This window comes from Neobacillus sp. SuZ13, assembly GCF_030123365.1.
Lineage (GTDB): Bacteria > Bacillota > Bacilli > Bacillales > Cytobacillaceae > Neobacillus.
The window spans coordinates 4,654,381-4,676,087 of the sequence record NZ_CP126107.1 but is presented as its reverse complement, the minus strand read 5'-3'; the positions used below and the strand labels follow the sequence as shown (position 1 = coordinate 4,676,087).

Here is a 21,707-nt window from a genome sequence, read left to right as displayed (position 1 = left end):
GCTTACATAAAGGAATGAAACGTTTTCAGTTTACTGACTATTCCGTCTCTTATATTTACTATTACCATAAGGTTGTTATAGTTATTTCTTCATGTTATTTTATAAATATTCGCGGGTTTTATGTAAATAATAAAAGAGGTAATTTATAAAACTCATTGTTCCTTTATTTTTACAGCATTTGGATTTTATACATAATTTCCTAATTAAATAACTGAGGTGATAGCTATGAAAAGAATAGGAGTTCTTACAAGTGGTGGAGATTCTCCAGGGATGAATCCAGCAATTCGTGCTGTTGTACGGAAGGCCATTTATCATAATTTAGAAGTGTATGGTATTTATGGAGGGTACACGGGGTTAATATCTGGTAATATTAAAAAACTTGAGTTAGGCTCGGTTGGTGATATTATTCAACGCGGTGGAACCATGCTTCAATCGGCTCGCTGTCCAGAATTTAAAACAAAAGAAGGACAACAAAAAGGGATTGAACAGCTTAAAGCTCATGGAATTGAAGGACTAGTGGTTATCGGTGGCGATGGTTCTTACCGTGGGGCGAAGGCTTTAACGGAACATGGCTATCCGTGTGTGGGGGTTCCTGGTACGATTGATAATGATATTCCTGGAACAGAACTTACAATTGGCTTTGACACAGCATTGAATACCGTAATTGATTCATTAGATAAAATTCGGGATACCGCTACATCTCATGAAAGAACCTTCGTCATTGAGGTAATGGGACGAAACGCGGGTGACCTTGCTTTATGGGCTGGTCTTGCGGGTGGCGCAGAAACAATTTTGATTCCTGAAGAAGGTTATGACATGGATGATATTGTCGACAAACTTCGAAAAGGGAATGAACGTGGTAAAAAGCATAGTATTATTGTGGTAGCAGAAGGTGTTTGCAGTGGTGTAGAGTTTGGTAAACAGGTAGAAGAAGCAACCAACTTTGACACTAGAGTTTCTGTCTTGGGGCATATTCAACGTGGTGGCTCACCAACAGCGGCAGACAGAGTCCTAGCTAGTAGATTAGGAGCCAGAGCAGTTGAGCTTTTAATTGAAGGCAAAGGCGGTCGTGCGGTAGGGATTGAGAAGAATCAACTGGTGGACTATGACATTATTGAGGCTCTTGGTCGTGAACATAAATTAGACCTTGATTTATATAAACTTTCGATGGAATTATCAATTTAACGATTTTATATTTAAAAAAAACTTTAAGTGCTTTTTTAATATAGGAGGAAATCACGGATGTTACGAAAAACAAAAATTGTTTGTACAATCGGTCCAGCAAGTGAAAGTGTGGAGAAACTAACTCAATTAATTAATTCAGGTATGAACGTGGCTCGTTTGAATTTTTCACATGGTGATTTTGAAGAACACGGAGCACGAATTAAAAATATCCGGGAAGCAGCAAAACTAACTGGTAAAACAGTGGCAATCCTGCTTGATACAAAAGGTCCTGAGATTCGGACCAATAATATGGTTAACGGCGCAATTGAGCTTGAGGCTGGAAAAAATATAATTGTCTCTATGACAGAAGTTGAAGGAACAGTTGATAAGTTTTCTGTTACATATGCTGGATTAATTGATGATGTTCATGTTGGATCTAAAATTCTTTTAGATGACGGCTTAATTGGTCTAGAAGTTACGAACGTAGATAAATCAAATAAAGAGATCCATACGAAAATTTTAAATAGTGGTACATTGAAAAATAAAAAAGGTGTGAACGTACCAGGTGTATCGGTTAACCTGCCAGGTATCACAGAAAAGGATACACAAGATATACTTTTTGGAATTGAACAAGGAATTGATTTCATTGCTGCCTCGTTCGTGCGACGTGCTAAGGACGTAGTAGAAATCCGTCAGCTTTTAGAACAGAATAACGCAACCCATATCCATATTATCCCTAAAATTGAGAATCAGGAAGGTGTCGATAATATTGACGAAATCCTGGAATTCTCAGATGGTTTAATGGTAGCACGTGGTGATTTAGGTGTAGAAATTCCAGCTGAAGAAGTTCCACTAGTTCAAAAAATGTTAATTAAGAAATGTAATGCGAATGGGAAGCCTGTCATTACTGCAACACAAATGCTTGATTCCATGCAAAGGAATCCACGCCCTACTCGCGCTGAGGCAAGTGATGTCGCGAATGCGATTTTCGACGGTACCGATGCGATTATGCTTTCCGGTGAAACAGCTGCTGGCCAATATCCAGTCGAAGCTGTCCAAACTATGCACAATATTGCTTCTAGAGCAGAATCAGCATTAGATCACAAAGAAATTCTCTCAGGTCGCAGTAAAGATACAGAGCATAATCTGACCGATGCAATTGGACAATCTGTTGCACACACTGCGTTAAACCTTGAAGTGAAATCCATTATTACCCCAACAGAAAGTGGACACACGGCAAGAATGATTTCTAAATATCGCCCAAAAGCAGCGATTGTTGCGGTAACTTCTGTTGAGCAAGTTTGTCGTCGTCTTTCCCTTGTATGGGGTGTTTACCCGCAGTTTGGCAATATTGCGACCACAACTGACGAAATGCTGGATAATGCGGTTGAAGCCAGCTTAAATAGCGGTATAGTAAACCGTGGTGATTTAGTAGTTATTACAGCAGGCGTGCCTGTCGGTGAAGCTGGTACCACGAACTTAATGAAAATTCATGTGGTTGGAGATATCATTACAAAAGCACAAGGAATTGGCCGTAGGTCTGCATTTGGTAAGGTGGTTATCGCACATGATGCCAAAGAAGCTTTAGATAAGGTAAAACCAGGTTCCATTTTGGTAACGATCGGTACGGATCGTGACATGATCCCGGCGCTTGAAAAATGTGCTGCTGTGATTACCCAAGAAGGTGGATTAACTAGCCATGCGGCTGTAGTTGGTCTAAACCTAGGTATCCCTGTGGTTGTAGGGGTAGATAATGCTTTTGGTTTGTTAAAAGAAGGTCAAGAAATAACCGTTGATGCAAAACAAGGAGTTATTTACAACGGTCATGCTAGCGTCCTATAAACTGTTTGTATAAAAAGAAGGGGAAACCCTTCTTTTTTTTCTCTGATAAGAAAGTATAAGTTTTTGAACTTAGATTAATGTCTAGCGCAAGCGGCCCTAGCGGCTAATGTCCTTCGCTCTCTGCCCTACGATAAGTCAAGCACGAATGCGCCTTCGGCTCTTCGTGTTTCCTTTATCTCAGTTGGAGCGCTCCACAAGGAAGGCTTCGGCAGCATAAGCATCGCACGAAGAAAGAGCGTTAGCTCTTTCGAGGAGGCCATACGCCGCTGACCAGGGCGCTTGCGCTTTTCTTATTCCTGTCAAAATGATCCCCATTCGTAATATAATGAAAAAATAAGCCTTATGGAAAGGGGACAATCTATGCGATTTTTATTTCTATTAATCATATTAATTCCAGCTCTGGATATTGGCGTACTGCTATTAACAGGCAAGACAATTGGTGTATGGCCTACCATTACTCTAATTATTTTAACGGGAATCATTGGGGCTTATTTAGCCAAAAGAGAGGGCTTGCAGACGATCCGAAGGGTGCAAGAACAATTGAGTTATGGACAACTTCCTGGAGATGCATTATTAGATGGAATATGCATATTAATCGGTGGAACATTGCTTTTAACTCCTGGATTTATTACAGATGTAACCGGCTTCTTATTCCTTTTTCCACCAACCCGCAAGCCAATAAAATTTTTAATCATTAAAATGTGGAAAAGAAGGATTAATAAAGGCAATATCAAAATAATAAAATAAAAGTCAGCTTCCGTTTAGGAGCTGACTTTTTTCCTTAAAACATTATATTTCTTTCCCCATAATAAATCCCCATAAATCATGAAAAACATTGGCCCGATAAAGAGTACTAATAATTACTAGAGTGACAGGGCCAACAATTAATCCTAATAATCCAATTAATTTAAAACCGACGAATAAGGCAATCAGTGTGGCTAATGGGTCGAGGCCAATATTAGACGATAGGATTTTTGGTTCCATAATCTGCCGTTGCACGAGAACAACAATGTAAAGAACGCCTAATCCAATGGCAAGTCCCATGTTTCCACTAATCGCAGCATAAATAATCCAAGGGACAAAAACAGCACCTGTTCCCAAATAGGGAATAATATCGACAATGCCAGTAACTAATGCAATCGTTATTGCATAATCAACTCGAAGAATAAGCAAACCTATTAGAATAATAACTGTAGTAATTGAGATTAATGTTAATTGGGCTTTAATAAAGCCAAATAGCGCCCTTTTTAAATCCAAAAAAACAGATCTGCTGCTTGTTTTTGCTTTCTCGGGTAAGAGTTTGCCGCCCAATTTCGAGAATCGGTACCAATCTTTACTAATAAAAAATGTAGCCAATAAAGAAAAGATTAAAACTGTTGCTGCATTCGGAAGCCAAGCAATAATATTGGGAATAATCCCGAATAGGTTTTGAATAAAAGTGCCAACAGTTGTGCCAATTCTAGTCCCGACATTCTGAATATTACTAATAATGGTATCCTGCTGCCCAGAATCCAGTTTTTTAAAGACACTGGATAATTGCTCATATATTGGCAGGATCTGCGCTGTGAAATAATTCTCTACATACTCTATTAGCGTATCAAGATGTTTTGGTACCACAGTAGATAAATAATTCGCACCTGATACAATTTCGGCTATTAGGAGAGTAATAAGTCCTGCAAATAAAGCAAAAATAATAATAAGGGCAATAAAAACAGCTAATGCACGAGGCATCCTAGCTTTTCTTTCAAAAATATCAACTAGCGGATTAATTAAAAAGGCAATAATTAAACCAATTAAAAATGGATAGATTAGTTTTGATAAATAAAAACAACACAACAGTCCCAAAACAATTGCTCCAATGACAATGATAAATCGTATCGTCCGGTATATATACTTTAGATTCAAAGACAAACCTCCTTGTATCGGCAATTATCTTAATTCTAGTTTAACATTTTACGAAATAATCTGCATATTTTTCCAGATAATTATAATAGTGAAAGTATTACAATGGTTTTTTTTAAGAAACATTCCAAAATGATTAGACCAGAAAGCTACTGTTTACATAAATTTCACTCTAAGGAAGATGTTATGTTACGATAATTTCGAACAGGAAGGGTGAAAACATGCTTAACGAGTCAGTCTTATTTTTACTATTACTGCTAGTTATTGGTTTTATCGCGAAAAATAGTTCTTTACTAATCGCAATTGCTGTTCTCCTTGCTTTAAAAATTGGAGGATTAGATACCAAAGCATTCTCAATTATACAGTCGAAAGGGATCAACTGGGGAGTAACGATTATAACCATTGCTGTATTAATACCAATTGCAAGTGGAGAAATCGGTTTTAAGGACTTAACAGGAGCATTTAAATCTTCTTATGCGTGGATTGCCCTTATCTCGGGAATGATTGTGGCTATGCTTGCAAAAGGGGGGGTAAAATTATTAGCCGATGACCCCCAGATTACTACAGCATTAGTACTTGGAACAATTCTATCTGTTTCTATTTTCAAAGGTGTAGCAGTTGGTCCATTAATTGGCGCTGGAATCGCTTATACCGCAATGAAAATTTTTAGTTTTTTTACTTAGATTTTTTGTAAAATAATATTTTTTTACACTTTTCGAAGCCTTTTCATTCACAAAAATCTGATAATTGTTTATAATAGGCTTGTAAGCGTTTCTTTTTTTACATAAACCACATAAAAACGCTGATTTGTTTATTAACTAATTTTTTCCTAAAGGAATAGATTCTAATTGTTTGCTTTTGACCCGAGCAATCGCTCAGTTAATTTTATGAATGTATAAGGGGAATATTTTTGTTTTACTGGTATGGGGAAATTTAGAATGAGAAGGAGAGATTTAGTATGACAGTAACACGCGGTCTTGAAGGGGTAGTGGCTACAACATCCTCCATCAGCTCAATTATTGATGATACGCTTACTTATGTTGGCTATGACATTGATGATTTAGCTGTGAATGCTAGTTTTGAAGAAATCATCTATTTATTATGGCACCTTAAGCTGCCTAATGCAGAACAATTAGCTGAATTGAAAAAACAACTTTCTGAAAATGCCGCCTTACCAAAGGAAGTAATCGCGCATTTTAAGATGTACCAAATTGATAAGGTACACCCAATGGCAGCACTTCGTTCAGCCGTTTCTCTTTTAGGTTTATATGATGAGGAAGCAGATTTAATGGAGCCAGACTCAAATTACCGAAAAGCGATTCGCCTGCAGGCAAAAATGCCTGCGATTGTTGCAACATTTGCTCGTGTAAGAAAAGGATTAGAGCCAATTGCACCTAAACCAGAATTAAGCTTTGCTGCTAATTTCTTATACATGTTGACTGGGAAAGTGCCAGAAGCAATTGCTGTTGAGGCGATTGATAAAGCGCTTGTATTACATGCGGACCATGAATTAAATGCATCTACATTTACAGCACGTGTATGTGTGGCGACATTATCTGATGTTTATTCTGGAGTTACTGCCGCAATTGGGGCCCTTAAAGGACCTTTACATGGTGGAGCAAATGAAGCAGTCATGAAAATGTTAAAAGAAATTGGTACGCTCGAAAATGTTGAACCATATGTACGTGGTAAGCTTGAGAAGAAAGAAAAAATCATGGGCTTTGGTCATCGTGTTTATCGAAAAGGAGATCCACGTGCCAAGCACTTAAGAGCAATGTCTAAAAAATTAACTGAACTAACAGGCGAACCACAATGGTATGATATTTCTGAAAAAATTGAAAGCATTGTAACCGGTGAAAAGAATCTACCACCTAACGTGGATTTCTATTCTGCTTCTGTTTACCACAGCTTAGGGATTGACCATGATTTAATGACACCAATCTTCGCAGTAAGCAGGGTATCAGGCTGGCTTGCACATATTCTTGAACAGTATCAAAACAACCGTTTAATCCGCCCACGTGCAGATTATACAGGTCCTGGTATGCAAAAATATATTCCAATTGAGCAACGAGGTTAATTATTTACTTTTGTCGCAATAATTGGTCTAATAAGAATGTATGATAAGGTTAGAGACAAAAATCTCTAACCTTTCCATAAGTCATAACGTAGCTTTTTTACATAATAGGAGGGAAAATCAACTATGCAAGGCGAAAAAATTACAGTTACTAACGGAGTATTAAATGTACCAAACAATCCAATTATCCCATTTATTGAAGGTGACGGAATTGGACCAGATATTTGGGCTGCTTCTGAGAGAGTTTTAAATGCAGCTGTAGAAAAAGCGTACAAAGGTGAACGCAAACTAATTTGGAAAGAAGTTTTAGCTGGAGAAAAAGCATTCAACCAAACTGGCGAATGGCTGCCATCAGAAACACTTGATGTAATTAATGAATATTTGATTGCTATTAAAGGACCATTAACTACTCCTGTAGGCGGAGGAATTCGTTCATTGAACGTTGCTCTTCGTCAAGAGTTAGATTTGTTTGTCTGCTTACGTCCAGTAAGATGGTTCGAAGGTGTTCCTTCACCAGTTAAGCGTCCACAAGATACTGATATGGTTATTTTCCGTGAAAACACAGAAGATATTTATGCTGGTATTGAGTATGAAAAAGGTTCAGAAGCTGTTAAAAAGGTAATTGATTTCTTACAAAATGAAATGGGTGTTAACAAAATCAGATTCCCAGAAACTTCTGGTATCGGTATTAAGCCTGTTTCTGAACAAGGTACTTCGCGTCTAGTCCGTGCTGCAATTAACTACGCAATTAAAGAAGGCCGTTCGTCAGTTACACTTGTACACAAAGGTAATATCATGAAATTTACTGAAGGCGCATTTAAAAACTGGGGCTATGAGCTTGCTGAGAAGGAATTCGGCGATAAAGTATTTACATGGGCTCAATATGACCGCATTAAAGCGGAACAAGGTTCAGAAGCTGCTAATAAAGCTCAAGCTGATGCAGAAGCAGCAGGCAAAATTATCGTAAAAGACGCAATTGCTGATATCTTCTTACAACAAATTCTTACACGTCCACGTGAATTTGATGTTGTTGCAACAATGAACTTAAATGGAGATTTCATTTCAGATGCACTTGCAGCGCAAGTAGGCGGTATTGGTATTGCACCAGGCGCTAACATCAACTATGAAACAGGACATGCGATTTTTGAAGCAACACATGGTACTGCACCTAAATATGCAGGTCTTGATAAGGTGAATCCTTCATCTGTTATTTTATCAGGTGTGTTATTACTTGAGCACTTAGGCTGGAACGAAGCCGCTACTATGGTTATTAAATCAGTAGAAAAAACAATTGCTTCTAAAGTTGTAACATATGATTTTGCTCGATTAATGGAAGGCGCAACAGAAGTAAAAACTTCTGAATTTGCTAACGAGCTTATTAAGAACATGGAGTAAAGAATTGATGCAGATGTGGGCTGTTCTTTAATAGCCCCGCCTGCATTTTAAGGTTCATGACCAACAAAAACGTTTAAAGGGGAGAGTTATAATGTCATTAAAACGTAAAAAGGTTTCTGTAATCGGCGGAGGATTTACTGGAGCAACTACGGCATTTTTACTAGCTCAAAAGGAACTTGGAGATGTAGTTTTAGTAGATATCGCTCCAATGGAAAACCCTACAAAAGGTAAGGCATTAGATATGCTTGAAGCAAGTCCAGTTCAAGGTTTTGATGCTAATATTACTGGTACTTCAAACTATGAAGATACTCGTGATTCAGATATCGTCGTGATCACTGCTGGTATTGCTCGTAAACCTGGTATGAGCCGTGATGATTTAGTTCAGACAAACCAAAAGGTTATGAGAAGTGTAACTCAAGAAATCGTGAAGTATTCCCCTAACTGTACAATTCTTGTTTTAACCAACCCAGTTGATGCAATGACATACACAGTATTTAAAGAATCAGGATTCCCTAAAAACCGTGTAATTGGTCAATCTGGTGTTCTTGATACTGCTCGTTTCCGTACATTTGTTGCTCAAGAATTGAACCTTTCTGTTAAAGACATTACAGGTTTCGTTTTAGGTGGTCATGGTGATGACATGGTTCCCCTTGTACGTTACTCATATGCTGGTGGAATTCCATTAGAAACATTAATTCCTAAAGACCGTCTTGAAGCAATTGTAGAACGCACTCGTAAAGGCGGCGGTGAAATTGTTAACCTTCTAGGTAATGGAAGTGCATATTATGCTCCTGCTGCTTCTTTAGTTGAAATGTGTGAAGCAATACTTAAGGACCAACGTCGCGTTCTTCCATCTATTGCTTATCTTGAAGGTGAATTTGGTTACGATGGCATCTACCTAGGTGTACCAACAATCCTTGGTGCAAATGGCATTGAAAAAGTCATCGAGCTTGAATTAACTGCTGACGAAAAAGCTGCTTTAGATAAATCGGTTGAATCCGTTCGCAATGTGATGCAAGTATTAGCGTAAAAAGAATAAAAGAGAAATTCGGGGTTACAATGGTTCCCCGAATTTCTTTGTATTTGATTGAAATCGCTTACATGGAGGTGGAGTCTTTTGCTTTTAGGTAAAAAGAGAAGGTTAGGACGTAAAATTGAAGAAATTACTGTCGGTGAAAAACTAACTATGACTGAAAAAATAGAGGACAAGGATCTGCTTCTTTATTTAGGATTAACTGATGATGCAAATCCCCTCTATATACAGCATGATTATGCATCACAGACTCCTTTTAAAAAGCCAATCGTTCCGAGCATTATGCTGACAGGTATGATTACCTCAGCCATCTCGAAATATTTACCCGGTCCTGGAAGCCATATTTTAAGTCAAGAAATCAGTTTTCCAAAACCTGTTTATCATTATGGTGCAGTTGAGCTCTTATTCGAAGTGGTTCAAGTAACAAGGGAAGAGCATACCATTGTAATTAATGTGGCAGGAACCAATGAAAAGGACGAGACAGTCATTCAAGGCAAGGTCAAGGTTTGTCCGCCACACCGATTGGAAGAAATTCATGGCAGGGCTTTAGAGAATTTTTAATAAAGGAATTAAGAAGGAATGTGATTTGTTCACATTCCTTTTTTTTGTTAAAGTTTTGTAAAGCTAGAAAATACACAAACTTTATTATTATAATGGAGGTAACTAATTAAGTGGGGGTTATTATGAAAAATAGAGTGCTTGTTGTCGATGACGAACAGTCAATTGTTACTTTACTACAATATAACTTGGAGCAAGCGGGGTTTGATGTAATAACAGCAATGGATGGTGAAGAGGGGAAACAAATTGCTGAGGCACAATCCCCTGATATCATTGTTTTAGATCTTATGCTGCCTAAAATGGATGGAATGGAAGTTTGTAAGCAGTTGAGACAAAACAAGATTATGACTCCGATTCTAATGTTAACAGCTAAAGAGGATGAATTCGATAAAATCTTGGGGCTGGAACTTGGTGCAGATGATTACATGGTGAAACCTTTCAGCCCAAGAGAAGTAATCGCTCGTGTCAAAGCCATCCTTAGAAGGACTCAAATTCAAACAGAAGCTGGACAAGTAAGTGGAGAAGAGACGGGATTACTACAAATAGGTAATCTAAAAATCAATTCTGACAAATATGAGGCTTATTTTAACGACAATCTGTTGGAGTTAACCTTAAAAGAATTTGAATTGCTTCTTTACCTCGCCCAAAATAAAGGACGTGTTATGACTCGTGATCAATTACTAAGTGCTGTTTGGAATTATGACTTTGCTGGCGATACTAGAATAGTCGATGTGCATATTTCACATTTAAGAGAAAAAGTTGAAGCGGACACAAAAAAGCCGGCCTATATTAAAACAATTCGAGGCTTGGGCTATAAACTGGAGGAGCCTAAGGGAGAATGACCAAATTCCGAAAAGGACTGCTAATATCACTAATCATATTAATTATTATTGTATTAGTTGGGGTAGGAATTTTGTTAGGCCAATTTTTTAAAAGCTATTACCTAGAGTCACTAACTCAACATCTGAAATTTGAAGTCTTATGGGTTCTTTCCATTTGTCTTGGGATTGCCATCATTATTATTCTTTTTCTATGTTTAAGAATTACCTCAAAGTATACAAAACCAATTGAGGCTGCAACAAATGTTGCCATTGAACTGGCTAAAGGAAATTACCGTGCTCGAACTACAGTAAGTAGATTAGATGAAACGGGGATGCTTGGGTCATCAATCAATATGCTGGCCGAAAACCTGCAAGAGCTCACTAAAGCGCAAGAAATGCAGCAGGACCGGCTCAGTGCACTAATTGAAAATATGGGCGCTGGTTTAGTGTTAATTGATAGTCGAGGGTACATCAACCTAATCAATAAAGGATTTATTGATATTTTTCACGTCAATTCTAGCGATTATTTAAATAAAGTTTATTATGAAGTTATTGAATATGAGGAAATTTGTCAGTTAGTGGCTGAAGTTTTTCGGACGGAAAAGAAGGTTAGCAAACAAATACTTGTTCCACTATTCATTGAACGAAGGTACTTTGTTGTTTATGGTGTTCCGATTCTTGGAACAAACAATGTATGGAAAGGTGTATTGCTCGTATTTCATGATATTACTGAAATTAAAAAACTCGAGCAAATGCGCAAGGATTTTGTGGCCAACGTATCACATGAATTAAAAACACCGATCACTTCTATTAAAGGATTTACTGAAACACTGATGGATGGTGCCATGAATAATAAAGAAACATTGGAAGCGTTTCTTTCCATTATTCTAAAAGAAAGTGACCGACTCCAAACCCTCATCCAAGATCTATTAGATCTTTCAAAAATAGAACAACAGGGGTTCAGATTAAATATTCAGGAACTAGATTTGTACGAGCTATTAAAAGAAGTGATTACGATTCTTAGTGGAAAAGCCCAAGCAAAGAATATCCGCATTAACCTTCTTTGTAAGCAAAATCAAGTGATGATCCAGGGTGATTTAGACCGTTTAAAACAAGTGTTTATAAACGTGATAGCCAATGCTATGAACTACACTCCGCCTGAAGGGGATGTGGAAATTATCCTACTCGAACACGGTGAAAAGGTACGAGTACATGTAAAAGACACTGGGGTCGGAATTAGTAAGGAAGAAATTCCGCGTATTTTTGAACGATTTTACCGTGTCGACCGAGCGAGAAGCCGGAATTCTGGTGGGACTGGATTAGGACTAGCGATCGTTAAGCATTTAATTGAAGCCCATCATGGAAATATAAGTGTTAGAAGTGAATTGGGTGAAGGAAGCGAGTTTATAATTGAATTATATAAATATTTAAGGTGATTTTGGAAGGTGGATACAAATGGAAAAGAAGAAACTTGTCCTTATAGATGGTAATAGTATTGCTTACCGGGCATTCTTTGCACTACCCCTGCTTAATAACGATAAAGGAATTCACACGAATGCCGTATATGGCTTTACGATGATGCTGATGAAAATACTTGAGGATGAAAAGCCAAGCCATATTCTTGTTGCATTTGACGCCGGTAAAACGACCTTTCGACATAAAACCTTTAGTGAATATAAAGGCGGCAGACAAAAAACTCCGCCTGAGCTATCGGAACAATTTCCGTTCATTCGTGATCTTCTAGATGCCTATGGAATCTCTAGGTACGAACTTGAAAATTATGAGGCCGATGATATCATTGGTACTTTGTCATTAAGTGCTGAACATGATGGGTACGAAGTAAAGGTGATTTCTGGAGATAAAGATTTAACGCAACTTTCTTCACCAACGACTACCGTAGGAATTACTCGCAAAGGTATTACAGATATTGAGGAATATACCCCTGAACATGTCGCTGAAAAATATGGACTTACACCAGAACAAATCATTGATATGAAGGGGCTGATGGGAGACCCTTCCGATAATATTCCTGGTGTACCCGGCGTTGGTGAAAAAACAGCTATCAAACTTTTAAAGGAGTTTACTACGCTTGAAAATTTATTAGCCTCCATTGACCAGGTTAATGGTAATAAGCTAAAAGAGAAGTTGGAAGAATTTAAGGATCAAGCCATAATGAGTAAAGAGCTGGCAACAATTGAAAGGCAAGCACCTATTGAAGTAAATTTAGACACGATCGCCTATGAGGGTTTTACGCGCGATAAATTAGTCGCTCTCTTTAAAGAATTAGGCTTTCATTCGTTATTGGAAAAGCTGGGAGAAGGTCCAGACATGGCTGATGTGCCAGAACTGGAAGAGATTGAGTTTCAAACTCCAGAAGAAATCACGGAAGAGATATTCGCAGATGATAATTATTTTTATGTTGAGATGTTAGATGATAATTATCATTATGCGGAGATTATTGGTTTCTCCCTTGTCAATAAAAACGGTCATTTCTACTTCCCCACGGAACAGGTAATAAAATCTGAAGTTTTCAAAAAATGGGCGGAGGATGAGAGTAAAAAGAAGACGGTTTATGATGCCAAGCGTTCTGAGGTCTCTTTACGAAGATATGATATTCATTTAAAAGGAGTCGATTTTGATATTCTGATGGCCTCCTATATCATCAATCCTTCGGAAAACATTGAAGATCTCGCCGCGATTACAAAACGATATGATGTACATACAATCCAAACCGATGAATCTTTTTATGGGAAAGGGGCGAAACGAAAGGTCCCTGAAGTAGCACAACTTGCAGAGCATCTTGTCCGTAAAAGTCTTGCTATGTCTGATCTAAGAGGAAAACTAGAGGATGAATTAAGGGAAAATGAACAATATGAGTTATTTACCGAACTAGAAATGCCGTTATCGCTTATCTTAGCGGATATGGAATCATGTGGAATCAGAGTTGAACAGGAACGCCTCCAGACAATGGGCAAAGAACTAAATGAAAGACTAATTGAAATTGAAGAAAAGATATGTGATTTAGCAGGCGAAAAGTTTAATATCAACTCACCGAAACAGCTCGGTGTTATTTTATTTGAAAAATTAAACCTGCCTTCATTAAAGAAAACAAAAACAGGTTATTCCACGTCAGCGGATGTTTTGGAGAAATTAGCGGAGGATCATGAAATTATTGAATACATCCTTCTATACAGACAATTAGGGAAGCTCCAATCTACCTATATCGAAGGATTGTTAAAGGTGATTAATCCTAAAACCGGAAAAGTCCATACAAGATATCAACAAACCTTAACAGCAACAGGGCGGTTAAGTTCAATTGATCCCAATTTGCAAAATATCCCGATTCGATTGGAAGAAGGTCGGAAAATTCGTCAGGCCTTTGTTCCTTCTGAGGAAGGGTGGATCATTTTTGCTGCTGACTATTCCCAGATTGAACTTCGCGTTCTTGCTGATATTGCTGATGATGATAAGCTTATTCAAGCATTTAAGGAAGATATGGATATTCATACGAAGACCGCGATGGAGGTTTTCCACGTCAATAAAGATGAGGTAACCTCGAATATGAGACGTCAGGCAAAAGCCGTTAATTTTGGAATTGTTTATGGAATCAGTGATTATGGACTATCCCAATCCTTAGGAATAACCAGGAAGGAAGCCGGTCAATTTATTGAACGCTATTTAGATACTTACCCAGGTGTCAAAGAATATATGGATGATATTATTCACTCTGCTAAGCAAAAGGGATATGTTTCAACTCTTATGCAAAGAAGGAGATATATTCCTGAAATTACTGCGCGAAATTTTAATATCCGAAGTTTTGCCGAAAGAACGGCTATGAACACGCCAATTCAAGGCAGTGCTGCGGATATCATCAAAAAAGCAATGATAGATATGGACGAGGCATTGAAGGACATGGGGTTAAAAACACGGCTTTTACTTCAGGTTCATGATGAATTAATTTTTGAAGCACCTGAGGAAGAATTGGAAACTTTAAAGAAGTTAGTCCCAAATGTGATGGAAAATGCCCTCGAATTAAAGGTGCCCTTGAAAGTGGATTATGCCTACGGTCCAACATGGTTTGATGCTAAATAAAAGGAGTGGGCTATATTGCCAGAACTTCCGGAAGTAGAAACCGTTCGAAAAACATTAAAAAAACTAGTGGTTAATAAAACAATCAAGGATATAACTGTTTATTGGCCAAAAATTATAAAAACCCCACTAGAAGTGGAACAATTTGTCGATGCCTTGATTGGGGAGACAATTATTGATGTAGGAAGAAGAGGGAAATTTTTAATTATCTATACAGGAAATTTCGCTCTAGTTTCCCATTTAAGAATGGAAGGAAAGTATGGTCTATTTCCTAAGGATGAGCCCTATGATAAACATACACATGTTCTCTTTCATTTTACAGATGGGACCGAATTAAGGTATCGGGACGTTCGGAAATTTGGAACCATGCACCTCTATAAAAAAGGGGATGAATTTTTAACGGAGCCCTTAATAGGACTGGGCCCTGAACCTTTTTCAGAGGAATTTACCGTCCAGTATCTGGCGGAAAAGCTGAAAAAAACAAATCGAAAAATAAAAACCGCTTTATTAGACCAAAAAGTCTTTGTGGGATTGGGTAATATCTATGTGGATGAAGCGCTTTTTAGGGCCGGCATCCATCCAGAACGTATTGCCAACACACTTGATATAAATGAACTTACCCTCCTTCATCGTGAAATCGTGGCAACCTTAAGTGAAGCAGTTAAAAAAGGGGGAAGTACGATTCGATCGTATGTTAACTCACAAGGTGAAATTGGTATGTTTCAGCTTGAATTATTTGCTTACGGTCGAAAAGGTGAAGAGTGTAAACGGTGCGGGACACCTTTAGAAAAAACAACTGTTGGCGGAAGAGGAACCCATTACTGTCCACAATGTCAAAAGATCGAAGCAGAATAGAAAAAGTAAAAGGTGAAAATAGAATAACATTAACCATGGATAGGCTCCTGCCATATACTATCGTAATGATTTTGGTGGAAGGAGCCCTAGACATCATGGTTCAGTTGTTATCACTTCTCATCCTCGCTTTTGCACTTAGCCTTGACAGCTTTAGCGTAGGATTTACCTATGGACTAAGGAAAATGATCATGCCGCTTAGGTCAATAATTATTATTGCAAGTTGCTCTGCGATTTCCTTAATGATCGCTGTGTCAATTGGACACGGACTTGAGAAAGTTTTATCACCAAGAATTACGGCAAGCCTAGGGGGAATAATCCTAATTGGTCTTGGTGCTTGGGTTTTGTTTCAATTTTTTCGGCCAGAAAAAGAAAAGGATGTACTAGATTGTGAAAAGACAATCGTAAATTTTGAGATCAAGTCCCTAGGATTAGCCATTAATATATTGAAAAAGCCGATGTCGGCTGATTTCGATCGATCTGGTACGATTACTGGAATTGAGGCGTTAATGTTAGGTTTTGCCTTGTCACTGGATGCTTTTGGAGCTGGGATTGGAGCAGCAATGCTTGGCTTTTCTCCTTATTATTTAGCGTTTACTGTCGCGATTATGAGTTCGTTATTTGTACTATTAGGAATAAAAAGTGGAACTTTTTTTCATAAATTTGATTGGATTCAAAAGTTCACCTTTTTACCAGGGATTTTATTGATTATTATAGGGATTTGGAAATTATAAGAACTAGAAAGAGGATCTTGGGATGTCATTAGTTATCGGTTTAACAGGTGGAATTGCCAGTGGAAAAAGTACCGTCTCTAACTTTTTTAAAGAAATGAATATCACTGTGGTTGATGCAGACATTGAAGCACGCCTTGCGGTAACCAAAGGTGAAACGGCTTATTTTAAGATCCTTGCTGAGTTTGGCGAAGATATATTATTAGCCGATGGAGAAATCGATCGGCCTAAACTGGGCTCGATTATTTTCCATCAAGTCGAAAAACGACAAGTATTAAATGACATCGTTCACCCAGAAGTTAGAAGAAGAATGAAGGATAAAGTCGAAACGGCGAAAAAGAACGGTGAAGAAGTGGTTGTTCTCGATATACCGTTACTATTTGAAAGTAAACTTACGTATATGGTGGATAAAACATTACTAGTGTTTGTTGACAATGAAACTCAATTGAAAAGATTAATCGCGAGAAATAACCTATCTGTTGAGGATGCAGAAGCAAGGATTCATTCTCAAATGCCATTGTCTGATAAACTCAGGCTCGCGGACGCTGTAATTAATAATAATGGTTCGGTTGAGGATACAAAAAAACAGCTTCTTGAAATCTTAGCGCAGTTTGGCATCAATAAAAAATAAGATGAAATAATTAAGGAGAAGGAGCCACCTTCTCTTTTTTTATATTATTAAGTTGTCTAAATTATAAAACATTTTAAAAATCCGCACTTTATTCATCACAATTCCACCTAAATATGTTATACTAATTACAACAAAACAAGTATTAAGTATGACATTAATACAGAAGGGGTTGCAAAATGAAGACAAAAGTTGCGATTAATGGGTTTGGGAGAATTGGAAGGATGGTTTTTAGAAAAGCGATCCTTGAAAATAAGCTTGATGTTGTAGCCATAAATGCTAGTTATCCTGCAGAAACATTAGCCCATTTACTTAAATATGATACAAATCATGGACCATTTCAAGGAGAGGTTATCCCATTAGATGATGAGCTTCTTGTAAATGGAAAAAGGATTAAACTATTGAGCAGTCGTAATCCAGAGGAACTTCCATGGAGAGAGCTCGGGATTGAGATTGTGATCGAAGCTACTGGGAAGTTTAATGCCCGTGAAGCGGCAGCATTACACTTAGAAGCAGGGGCAAAGAAAGTGATCTTAACTGCACCAGGAAAAAATGAGGATGTTACAATTGTTATGGGTGTTAATGAGGAAATGCTGGATATTCATGAACATGAAATTATTTCCAATGCATCATGTACAACCAACTGTCTTGCGCCAGTTGCAAAGGTATTAGATGATAAATTTGGAATTGAAAGCGGATTAATGACGACCATTCATGCCTATACAAATGATCAAAAAAATATAGACAATCCTCATAAAGATTTACGAAGGGCTCGTGCATGCGGTCAATCAATCATTCCAACGACAACAGGGGCAGCGAAAGCAATATCTCTAGTCTTACCACAGTTAAAGGGGAAATTACATGGTATGTCACTTCGCGTACCAACACCAAACGTTTCACTGGTTGATTTAGTCGTGGATCTTAAACAAGATGTAACGGTTGATGAAGTCAATCAAGCCTTTATTGAAGCAGGAAATGGCCCATTAAAAGGCATTTTAGATTTAACGATGGAACCGTTAGTATCTGTTGATTTTAATACGAATGAACATTCTGCCATTATTGATGGTCTCTCCACAATGGTGATGGGGACAAGAAAAGTAAAGGTTTTGGCATGGTATGATAATGAGTGGGGTTATTCTTCACGAGTGGTAGATCTCACACTGTTAGTAGCTCAGAAAATAGCAGAATCCTCCGAGCTTAAGGTTGGGTAAAATAAAGCACAAAAAAAGCTGTCGATTGACAGCCTTTTTTTGTGTGCTATCTTGTAACATTTGGTGTAAAAAGGCATAAAATAGCTTTGTTGAATTTTTTTATAAAGTGATGAAAAAGCCCGTCCTAATAAAGTTTTTTATATTGATAGGTTGCAAAAAAAATATAAACAAAGTATACTAGTCATCGTGAACTTCTTGAAATTGGGTAGCGATTAATTACTTAAAGGGTTAGGACCTCTCTGGACTAACTTTCCCCCGTGGTAGTTATAAGATACCGTCAGTACATGATTTCAAGAAAGAACAAAAAGGTTAGAGGGGGAAAAATGAATATGGAAACAATGGGACGTCACGTGATCTCTGAGCTATGGGGATGCGACTTTGAAAAACTTAACGATATGAATTTTATTGAAACGACTTTTGTTGAAGCAGCTCTTAAATCAGGAGCGGAAATCCGTGAAGTAGCATTTCATAAATTTGCTCCACAAGGTGTGAGCGGTGTCGTCATTATTTCCGAATCACATCTAACTATTCACAGCTTCCCGGAGCATGGGTACGCCAGCATTGATGTCTTTACTTGCGGCGATTTAAATCCTAATGTTGCAGCTGATTATATTGCTGAGGCATTGAATGCCCAAACACGTGAAAATATAGAAATTCCACGTGGCATGGGTCCTGTCCATGTAAAACAAGCAAAAGTTCTATAATCTTTATAAAAATAATTAGTGAAGAGGTGTATCTTAACATACACCTCTTTTTATATTTTGTCTGTGTTAAAGCTTATTGCTGATTTTGGCACCCTGTTGATTGGAGCGGATGGCACGAAGACTCCTGCGGGAGGACGGGGCAGGGGAGACCCCGCAGGAGCGCAGCGACGAGGAGGCTCCCCGGACCGCCCGCGAACCGCTCGTGCCTGGAACGGAAATCAACAGGCAACTTTAACAGAGGCTATATTTTAAGCGAAAATGTTGTACAATAAGACAAAAGACAATTGGGGAGGAAAAGTATGGCTATGTTAGGTAACTTATTTGTTCGATTTAAGCAGCAAATTGAGACTTCAGACCGAATTGCGGATGATTCTTTAAAAACACATTATTATAAGGCGAAATTTAATCAAGTTTTCGATTCAGTTGAAAAGTTATTTCAAGATGATGCTGATTGCCAAGTAACAACCGTTTCTAAAGATCATGGAGAAATTGCTGTTGAAATCAGTAGACCAATTAAATGCTTTCTGATTGTTACCATTGTGTCTGTAAAACCAATGGAAACAGCTGTGGATTTTAATATATCATCTGAAAAATTTTCGATACTCGGTTCCTATCCTGCTTTAAAAAAGCGAATTAATTCTTATTACGAACGAATTAATCAATTACATACCTTTGTTGGAATAAAAAACTCCTAATACTTACTTGTATAAAGATATTCTTTTTTATAAGATGAAAGTAAGCGTTTAGTTCGGGTTATACAGTGTAGATTTGGAGTTGATTACAATGAAATGCCCTTCTTGTCAAAATTATGGTACACGTGTCCTTGATTCCAGGCCTGTTGATGAAGGCCGGGCCACACGGAGGAGACGCGAATGTGAAGAATGTGGGTATCGTTTTACTACGTTTGAGAAGATTGAAGAGATCCCGCTAATTGTAGTCAAAAAAGAAGGTACCAGAGAAGAATTCAGTCGTGATAAAATCTTACGAGGCTTGATAAAAGCTTGTGAGAAGCGGCCTGTGGCCTTAAAGGAACTAGAAGATATAACCCATGGTGTTGAAAAAGACCTGCGCAGTCAGGGGATTTCTGAAATAAAAAGTGAAGCCATAGGTGAAATGGTAATGGACAGGCTAGCACACGTGGACGAAGTTGCTTATGTCAGATTCGCATCTGTCTATCGACAATTTAAAGATATCAATGTATTCATTGATGAATTAAAAGAATTAATAAAAAAAGAAAAATCTTAAGAGCTAAAGAGGTTTTTGGCTCTTTTTGACTTTATAACAGGGGAAGGTTGTAGTAATATGGCGCAGCATTGGCAGGAAATTCTTCCTATTGACCGTTATATCGTAACTGCTGATGGGCTACTGCATGATTATGACCGTAAAGTGCTGACGTTTTTATATCAGCCCTTGATTGGTTCAACTTGCTTTAGTTTATATATGACTCTCTGGGCAGAGGTAGAGGAAAACCGGCTTTGGTCTGAGTCCTCCACACACCATCTGTTGATGAATCTCTTAGAGATGAACTTAAAGGACATTTTCGAAGCAAGATTAAAGTTAGAAGGCATAGGTCTGTTAAAGACCCGTGTCAAAACAGATGAAGGTGGACGGTCTTTTTTATATGAACTTCGTCCTCCACTAAGTCCCGAACAATTCTTTTTAGATGGGATGCTAAATATTTATCTTTACCGTAAAATTGGAAAAAATCACTTTTCTCGGTTAAAACGCTTTTTTAGCGACCAACAAAAGCCGAGCGATGATGAGTATGTCGATGTTACCAAAGCCTTTCAGGATGTGTTTGCTTCAGCGGCCCCAGGCAGTATGCAATATATACAAGGGATTTCTGAAGAATTACATGAGGAAGAAAATCAGCAGTTTATCGGACGAGCGGAATCAAATCCGATTCAAATTGGTGTGGACACGTTTGATTTTGATATGTTAACTGCAGGGCTGAATGAATCACTCGTTCCGAAAAAAGCATTAACACCAAAAGTGAAAACTGTGATTAGTAATCTTGCATTTCTGTATCAAATCGCACCATCAGAAATGAAAAATTTCATCTTAGGTGCTATTAACGAACATGATGAAATTGATATTGAAGACTTAAGAAAAGGTGCTCGTGATTGGTATCAGTTTGTTAATTATGACCAGTTGCCAAGCCTTATTAACCGAACCCAGCCTATTGTTCACCAAACGCAAATAACTGAACCGAAAACCCAGGAGGAAAAATTAATTCGTTCTTACGAAACGACCCCGCCGCTTATCGTTTTTAAAGAATTCTCAGGCGGAGTAGAGCCTTCGAATGCCAATTTGAAAACATTAGAAGAAATTATGATTAAATATAAACTGCCACCGGGTGTTGTCAATGTTTTAATTGAAGTGGCAATGAGAAAAACGGACATGAAATTTACCAAGGGTTTTGTGGAGTCGATTGCTAGTCATTGGGCAAGGAAGCAGGTTAAAACGGTGAAGGAAGCAATGGAACTTGCGAAAAATGAAGAACACAAGGCAGCTGAAAGTAAAAAAACGGGGAAATCAGTTAGTAAAAAGCCGATTCGGACAGAGTTAATTCCTGATTGGTTTGATGAGGGCAAACAGGAGACAAAGAAAGAGCCTTCGCAGGGAACGAACAATGAGGTCGAAGCAAAGAAACGGGCGATTGAAGAAAAATTAAAAGCGTTCCGCAAATAGGGGGTGCCGTAG

Annotated in this window: 20 protein-coding genes; 19 read left to right on the top strand and 1 reads right to left on the bottom strand. The window is 38.0% G+C overall.

Annotated elements, in window-relative coordinates; genetic code table 11:
- Nucleotides 1–225: 225 nt before the first annotated feature.
- The 3 genes from pfkA to QNH17_RS23115 all read left to right on the top strand — a co-directional run bounded on the left by pfkA (nucleotide 226) and on the right by QNH17_RS23115 (nucleotide 3,753).
- On the top strand, nucleotides 226–1,185 hold the full coding sequence (pfkA, locus tag QNH17_RS23125) for a 6-phosphofructokinase (protein ID WP_283875381.1): 960 nt from the start codon (nucleotides 226–228) through the stop codon (nucleotides 1,183–1,185).
- Nucleotides 1,186–1,242: 57 nt separating this feature from the next.
- Nucleotides 1,243–3,006, top strand: a complete 1,764-nt coding sequence (gene pyk, locus QNH17_RS23120; RefSeq protein ID WP_283875379.1) for a pyruvate kinase — start codon at nucleotides 1,243–1,245, stop codon at nucleotides 3,004–3,006.
- 360 nt (nucleotides 3,007–3,366) lie between these two features.
- Nucleotides 3,367–3,753, top strand: coding sequence for an FxsA family protein (locus QNH17_RS23115; RefSeq protein WP_283875377.1), 387 nt, complete (start codon nucleotides 3,367–3,369; stop codon nucleotides 3,751–3,753).
- 42 nt (nucleotides 3,754–3,795) lie between these two features.
- Here QNH17_RS23115 and ytvI read toward each other — a convergent pair whose 3' ends face one another.
- On the bottom strand, nucleotides 3,796–4,911 hold the full coding sequence (gene ytvI, locus QNH17_RS23110; RefSeq protein WP_283875375.1) for a sporulation integral membrane protein YtvI: 1,116 nt from the start codon (nucleotides 4,909–4,911) through the stop codon (nucleotides 3,796–3,798).
- Nucleotides 4,912–5,129: 218 nt separating this feature from the next.
- On the opposite strand from ytvI, the gene QNH17_RS23105 reads away from it, so the two are divergent.
- The 16 genes from QNH17_RS23105 to QNH17_RS23030 all read left to right on the top strand — a co-directional run bounded on the left by QNH17_RS23105 (nucleotide 5,130) and on the right by QNH17_RS23030 (nucleotide 21,695).
- Nucleotides 5,130–5,591, top strand: a complete 462-nt coding sequence (locus QNH17_RS23105; protein ID WP_144547902.1) for a DUF441 domain-containing protein — start codon at nucleotides 5,130–5,132, stop codon at nucleotides 5,589–5,591.
- Between the two features lie 275 nt (nucleotides 5,592–5,866).
- The gene (gene citZ, locus QNH17_RS23100) at nucleotides 5,867–6,985 is read left to right on the top strand and encodes a citrate synthase (RefSeq protein WP_283875372.1); all 1,119 of its coding nucleotides are present in this window, start codon (nucleotides 5,867–5,869) and stop codon (nucleotides 6,983–6,985) included.
- Nucleotides 6,986–7,108: 123 nt separating this feature from the next.
- The gene (gene icd / locus QNH17_RS23095; RefSeq protein ID WP_283875371.1) at nucleotides 7,109–8,377 is read left to right on the top strand and encodes an NADP-dependent isocitrate dehydrogenase; all 1,269 of its coding nucleotides are present in this window, start codon (nucleotides 7,109–7,111) and stop codon (nucleotides 8,375–8,377) included.
- Between the two features lie 91 nt (nucleotides 8,378–8,468).
- On the top strand, nucleotides 8,469–9,407 hold the full coding sequence (gene mdh, locus QNH17_RS23090) for a malate dehydrogenase (RefSeq protein WP_098574379.1): 939 nt from the start codon (nucleotides 8,469–8,471) through the stop codon (nucleotides 9,405–9,407).
- Nucleotides 9,408–9,494: 87 nt separating this feature from the next.
- On the top strand, nucleotides 9,495–9,971 hold the full coding sequence (locus tag QNH17_RS23085; RefSeq protein ID WP_283875370.1) for a MaoC/PaaZ C-terminal domain-containing protein: 477 nt from the start codon (nucleotides 9,495–9,497) through the stop codon (nucleotides 9,969–9,971).
- Nucleotides 9,972–10,093: 122 nt separating this feature from the next.
- Complete coding sequence (locus QNH17_RS23080) at nucleotides 10,094–10,810, top strand: response regulator transcription factor (RefSeq protein ID WP_283875368.1); 717 nt, start codon at nucleotides 10,094–10,096, stop codon at nucleotides 10,808–10,810.
- Nucleotides 10,807–12,225, top strand: a complete 1,419-nt coding sequence (gene pnpS / locus QNH17_RS23075) for a two-component system histidine kinase PnpS (RefSeq protein ID WP_283875367.1) — start codon at nucleotides 10,807–10,809, stop codon at nucleotides 12,223–12,225. Before QNH17_RS23080 ends, pnpS begins: the two co-directional genes overlap by 4 nt.
- 19 nt (nucleotides 12,226–12,244) lie before the next feature.
- Complete coding sequence (gene polA / locus QNH17_RS23070) at nucleotides 12,245–14,881, top strand: DNA polymerase I (RefSeq protein WP_283875366.1); 2,637 nt, start codon at nucleotides 12,245–12,247, stop codon at nucleotides 14,879–14,881.
- Between the two features lie 15 nt (nucleotides 14,882–14,896).
- The gene (mutM, locus tag QNH17_RS23065; protein WP_283875365.1) at nucleotides 14,897–15,733 is read left to right on the top strand and encodes a DNA-formamidopyrimidine glycosylase; all 837 of its coding nucleotides are present in this window, start codon (nucleotides 14,897–14,899) and stop codon (nucleotides 15,731–15,733) included.
- A gap of 95 nt (nucleotides 15,734–15,828) precedes the next feature.
- A complete protein-coding gene (gene ytaF / locus QNH17_RS23060; protein WP_283875364.1) occupies nucleotides 15,829–16,464 on the top strand; it encodes a sporulation membrane protein YtaF in 636 nt (211 codons plus the stop codon).
- A gap of 22 nt (nucleotides 16,465–16,486) precedes the next feature.
- Complete coding sequence (gene coaE, locus QNH17_RS23055) at nucleotides 16,487–17,092, top strand: dephospho-CoA kinase (RefSeq protein ID WP_283875363.1); 606 nt, start codon at nucleotides 16,487–16,489, stop codon at nucleotides 17,090–17,092.
- A gap of 176 nt (nucleotides 17,093–17,268) precedes the next feature.
- The gene (locus QNH17_RS23050; RefSeq protein WP_283875362.1) at nucleotides 17,269–18,300 is read left to right on the top strand and encodes a glyceraldehyde-3-phosphate dehydrogenase; all 1,032 of its coding nucleotides are present in this window, start codon (nucleotides 17,269–17,271) and stop codon (nucleotides 18,298–18,300) included.
- A 329-nt stretch (nucleotides 18,301–18,629) separates the two neighbouring features.
- The gene (gene speD / locus QNH17_RS23045; protein ID WP_283879577.1) at nucleotides 18,630–19,004 is read left to right on the top strand and encodes an adenosylmethionine decarboxylase; all 375 of its coding nucleotides are present in this window, start codon (nucleotides 18,630–18,632) and stop codon (nucleotides 19,002–19,004) included.
- 299 nt (nucleotides 19,005–19,303) lie between these two features.
- The gene (locus QNH17_RS23040) at nucleotides 19,304–19,699 is read left to right on the top strand and encodes a hypothetical protein (RefSeq protein ID WP_283875361.1); all 396 of its coding nucleotides are present in this window, start codon (nucleotides 19,304–19,306) and stop codon (nucleotides 19,697–19,699) included.
- A gap of 88 nt (nucleotides 19,700–19,787) precedes the next feature.
- Nucleotides 19,788–20,249, top strand: coding sequence for a transcriptional regulator NrdR (gene nrdR, locus QNH17_RS23035; protein ID WP_026563356.1), 462 nt, complete (start codon nucleotides 19,788–19,790; stop codon nucleotides 20,247–20,249).
- A gap of 57 nt (nucleotides 20,250–20,306) precedes the next feature.
- Nucleotides 20,307–21,695: a replication initiation and membrane attachment family protein gene (locus QNH17_RS23030; protein ID WP_283875360.1), complete on the top strand. Its 1,389-nt coding sequence runs from the start codon at nucleotides 20,307–20,309 to the stop codon at nucleotides 21,693–21,695.
- The last annotated feature ends 12 nt before the right edge of the window (nucleotides 21,696–21,707 follow it).

Bases quoted from the DNA above. Each gene is read 5' to 3' on its own strand.
- pfkA (WP_283875381.1), top strand. From the start codon at position 226: ATGAAAAGAATAGGAGTTCTTACAAGTGGTGGAGATTCTCCAGGGATG.
- pyk (WP_283875379.1), top strand. From the start codon at position 1,243: ATGTTACGAAAAACAAAAATTGTTTGTACAATCGGTCCAGCAAGTGAA.
- QNH17_RS23115 (WP_283875377.1), top strand. From the start codon at position 3,367: ATGCGATTTTTATTTCTATTAATCATATTAATTCCAGCTCTGGATATT.
- QNH17_RS23105 (WP_144547902.1), top strand. From the start codon at position 5,130: ATGCTTAACGAGTCAGTCTTATTTTTACTATTACTGCTAGTTATTGGT.
- citZ (WP_283875372.1), top strand. From the start codon at position 5,867: ATGACAGTAACACGCGGTCTTGAAGGGGTAGTGGCTACAACATCCTCC.
- icd (WP_283875371.1), top strand. From the start codon at position 7,109: ATGCAAGGCGAAAAAATTACAGTTACTAACGGAGTATTAAATGTACCA.
- mdh (WP_098574379.1), top strand. From the start codon at position 8,469: ATGTCATTAAAACGTAAAAAGGTTTCTGTAATCGGCGGAGGATTTACT.
- QNH17_RS23080 (WP_283875368.1), top strand. From the start codon at position 10,094: ATGAAAAATAGAGTGCTTGTTGTCGATGACGAACAGTCAATTGTTACT.
- pnpS (WP_283875367.1), top strand. From the start codon at position 10,807: ATGACCAAATTCCGAAAAGGACTGCTAATATCACTAATCATATTAATT.
- polA (WP_283875366.1), top strand. From the start codon at position 12,245: ATGGAAAAGAAGAAACTTGTCCTTATAGATGGTAATAGTATTGCTTAC.
- ytaF (WP_283875364.1), top strand. From the start codon at position 15,829: ATGGTTCAGTTGTTATCACTTCTCATCCTCGCTTTTGCACTTAGCCTT.
- coaE (WP_283875363.1), top strand. From the start codon at position 16,487: ATGTCATTAGTTATCGGTTTAACAGGTGGAATTGCCAGTGGAAAAAGT.
- QNH17_RS23050 (WP_283875362.1), top strand. From the start codon at position 17,269: ATGAAGACAAAAGTTGCGATTAATGGGTTTGGGAGAATTGGAAGGATG.
- speD (WP_283879577.1), top strand. From the start codon at position 18,630: ATGGAAACAATGGGACGTCACGTGATCTCTGAGCTATGGGGATGCGAC.
- QNH17_RS23040 (WP_283875361.1), top strand. From the start codon at position 19,304: ATGGCTATGTTAGGTAACTTATTTGTTCGATTTAAGCAGCAAATTGAG.
- nrdR (WP_026563356.1), top strand. From the start codon at position 19,788: ATGAAATGCCCTTCTTGTCAAAATTATGGTACACGTGTCCTTGATTCC.
- QNH17_RS23030 (WP_283875360.1), top strand. From the start codon at position 20,307: ATGGCGCAGCATTGGCAGGAAATTCTTCCTATTGACCGTTATATCGTA.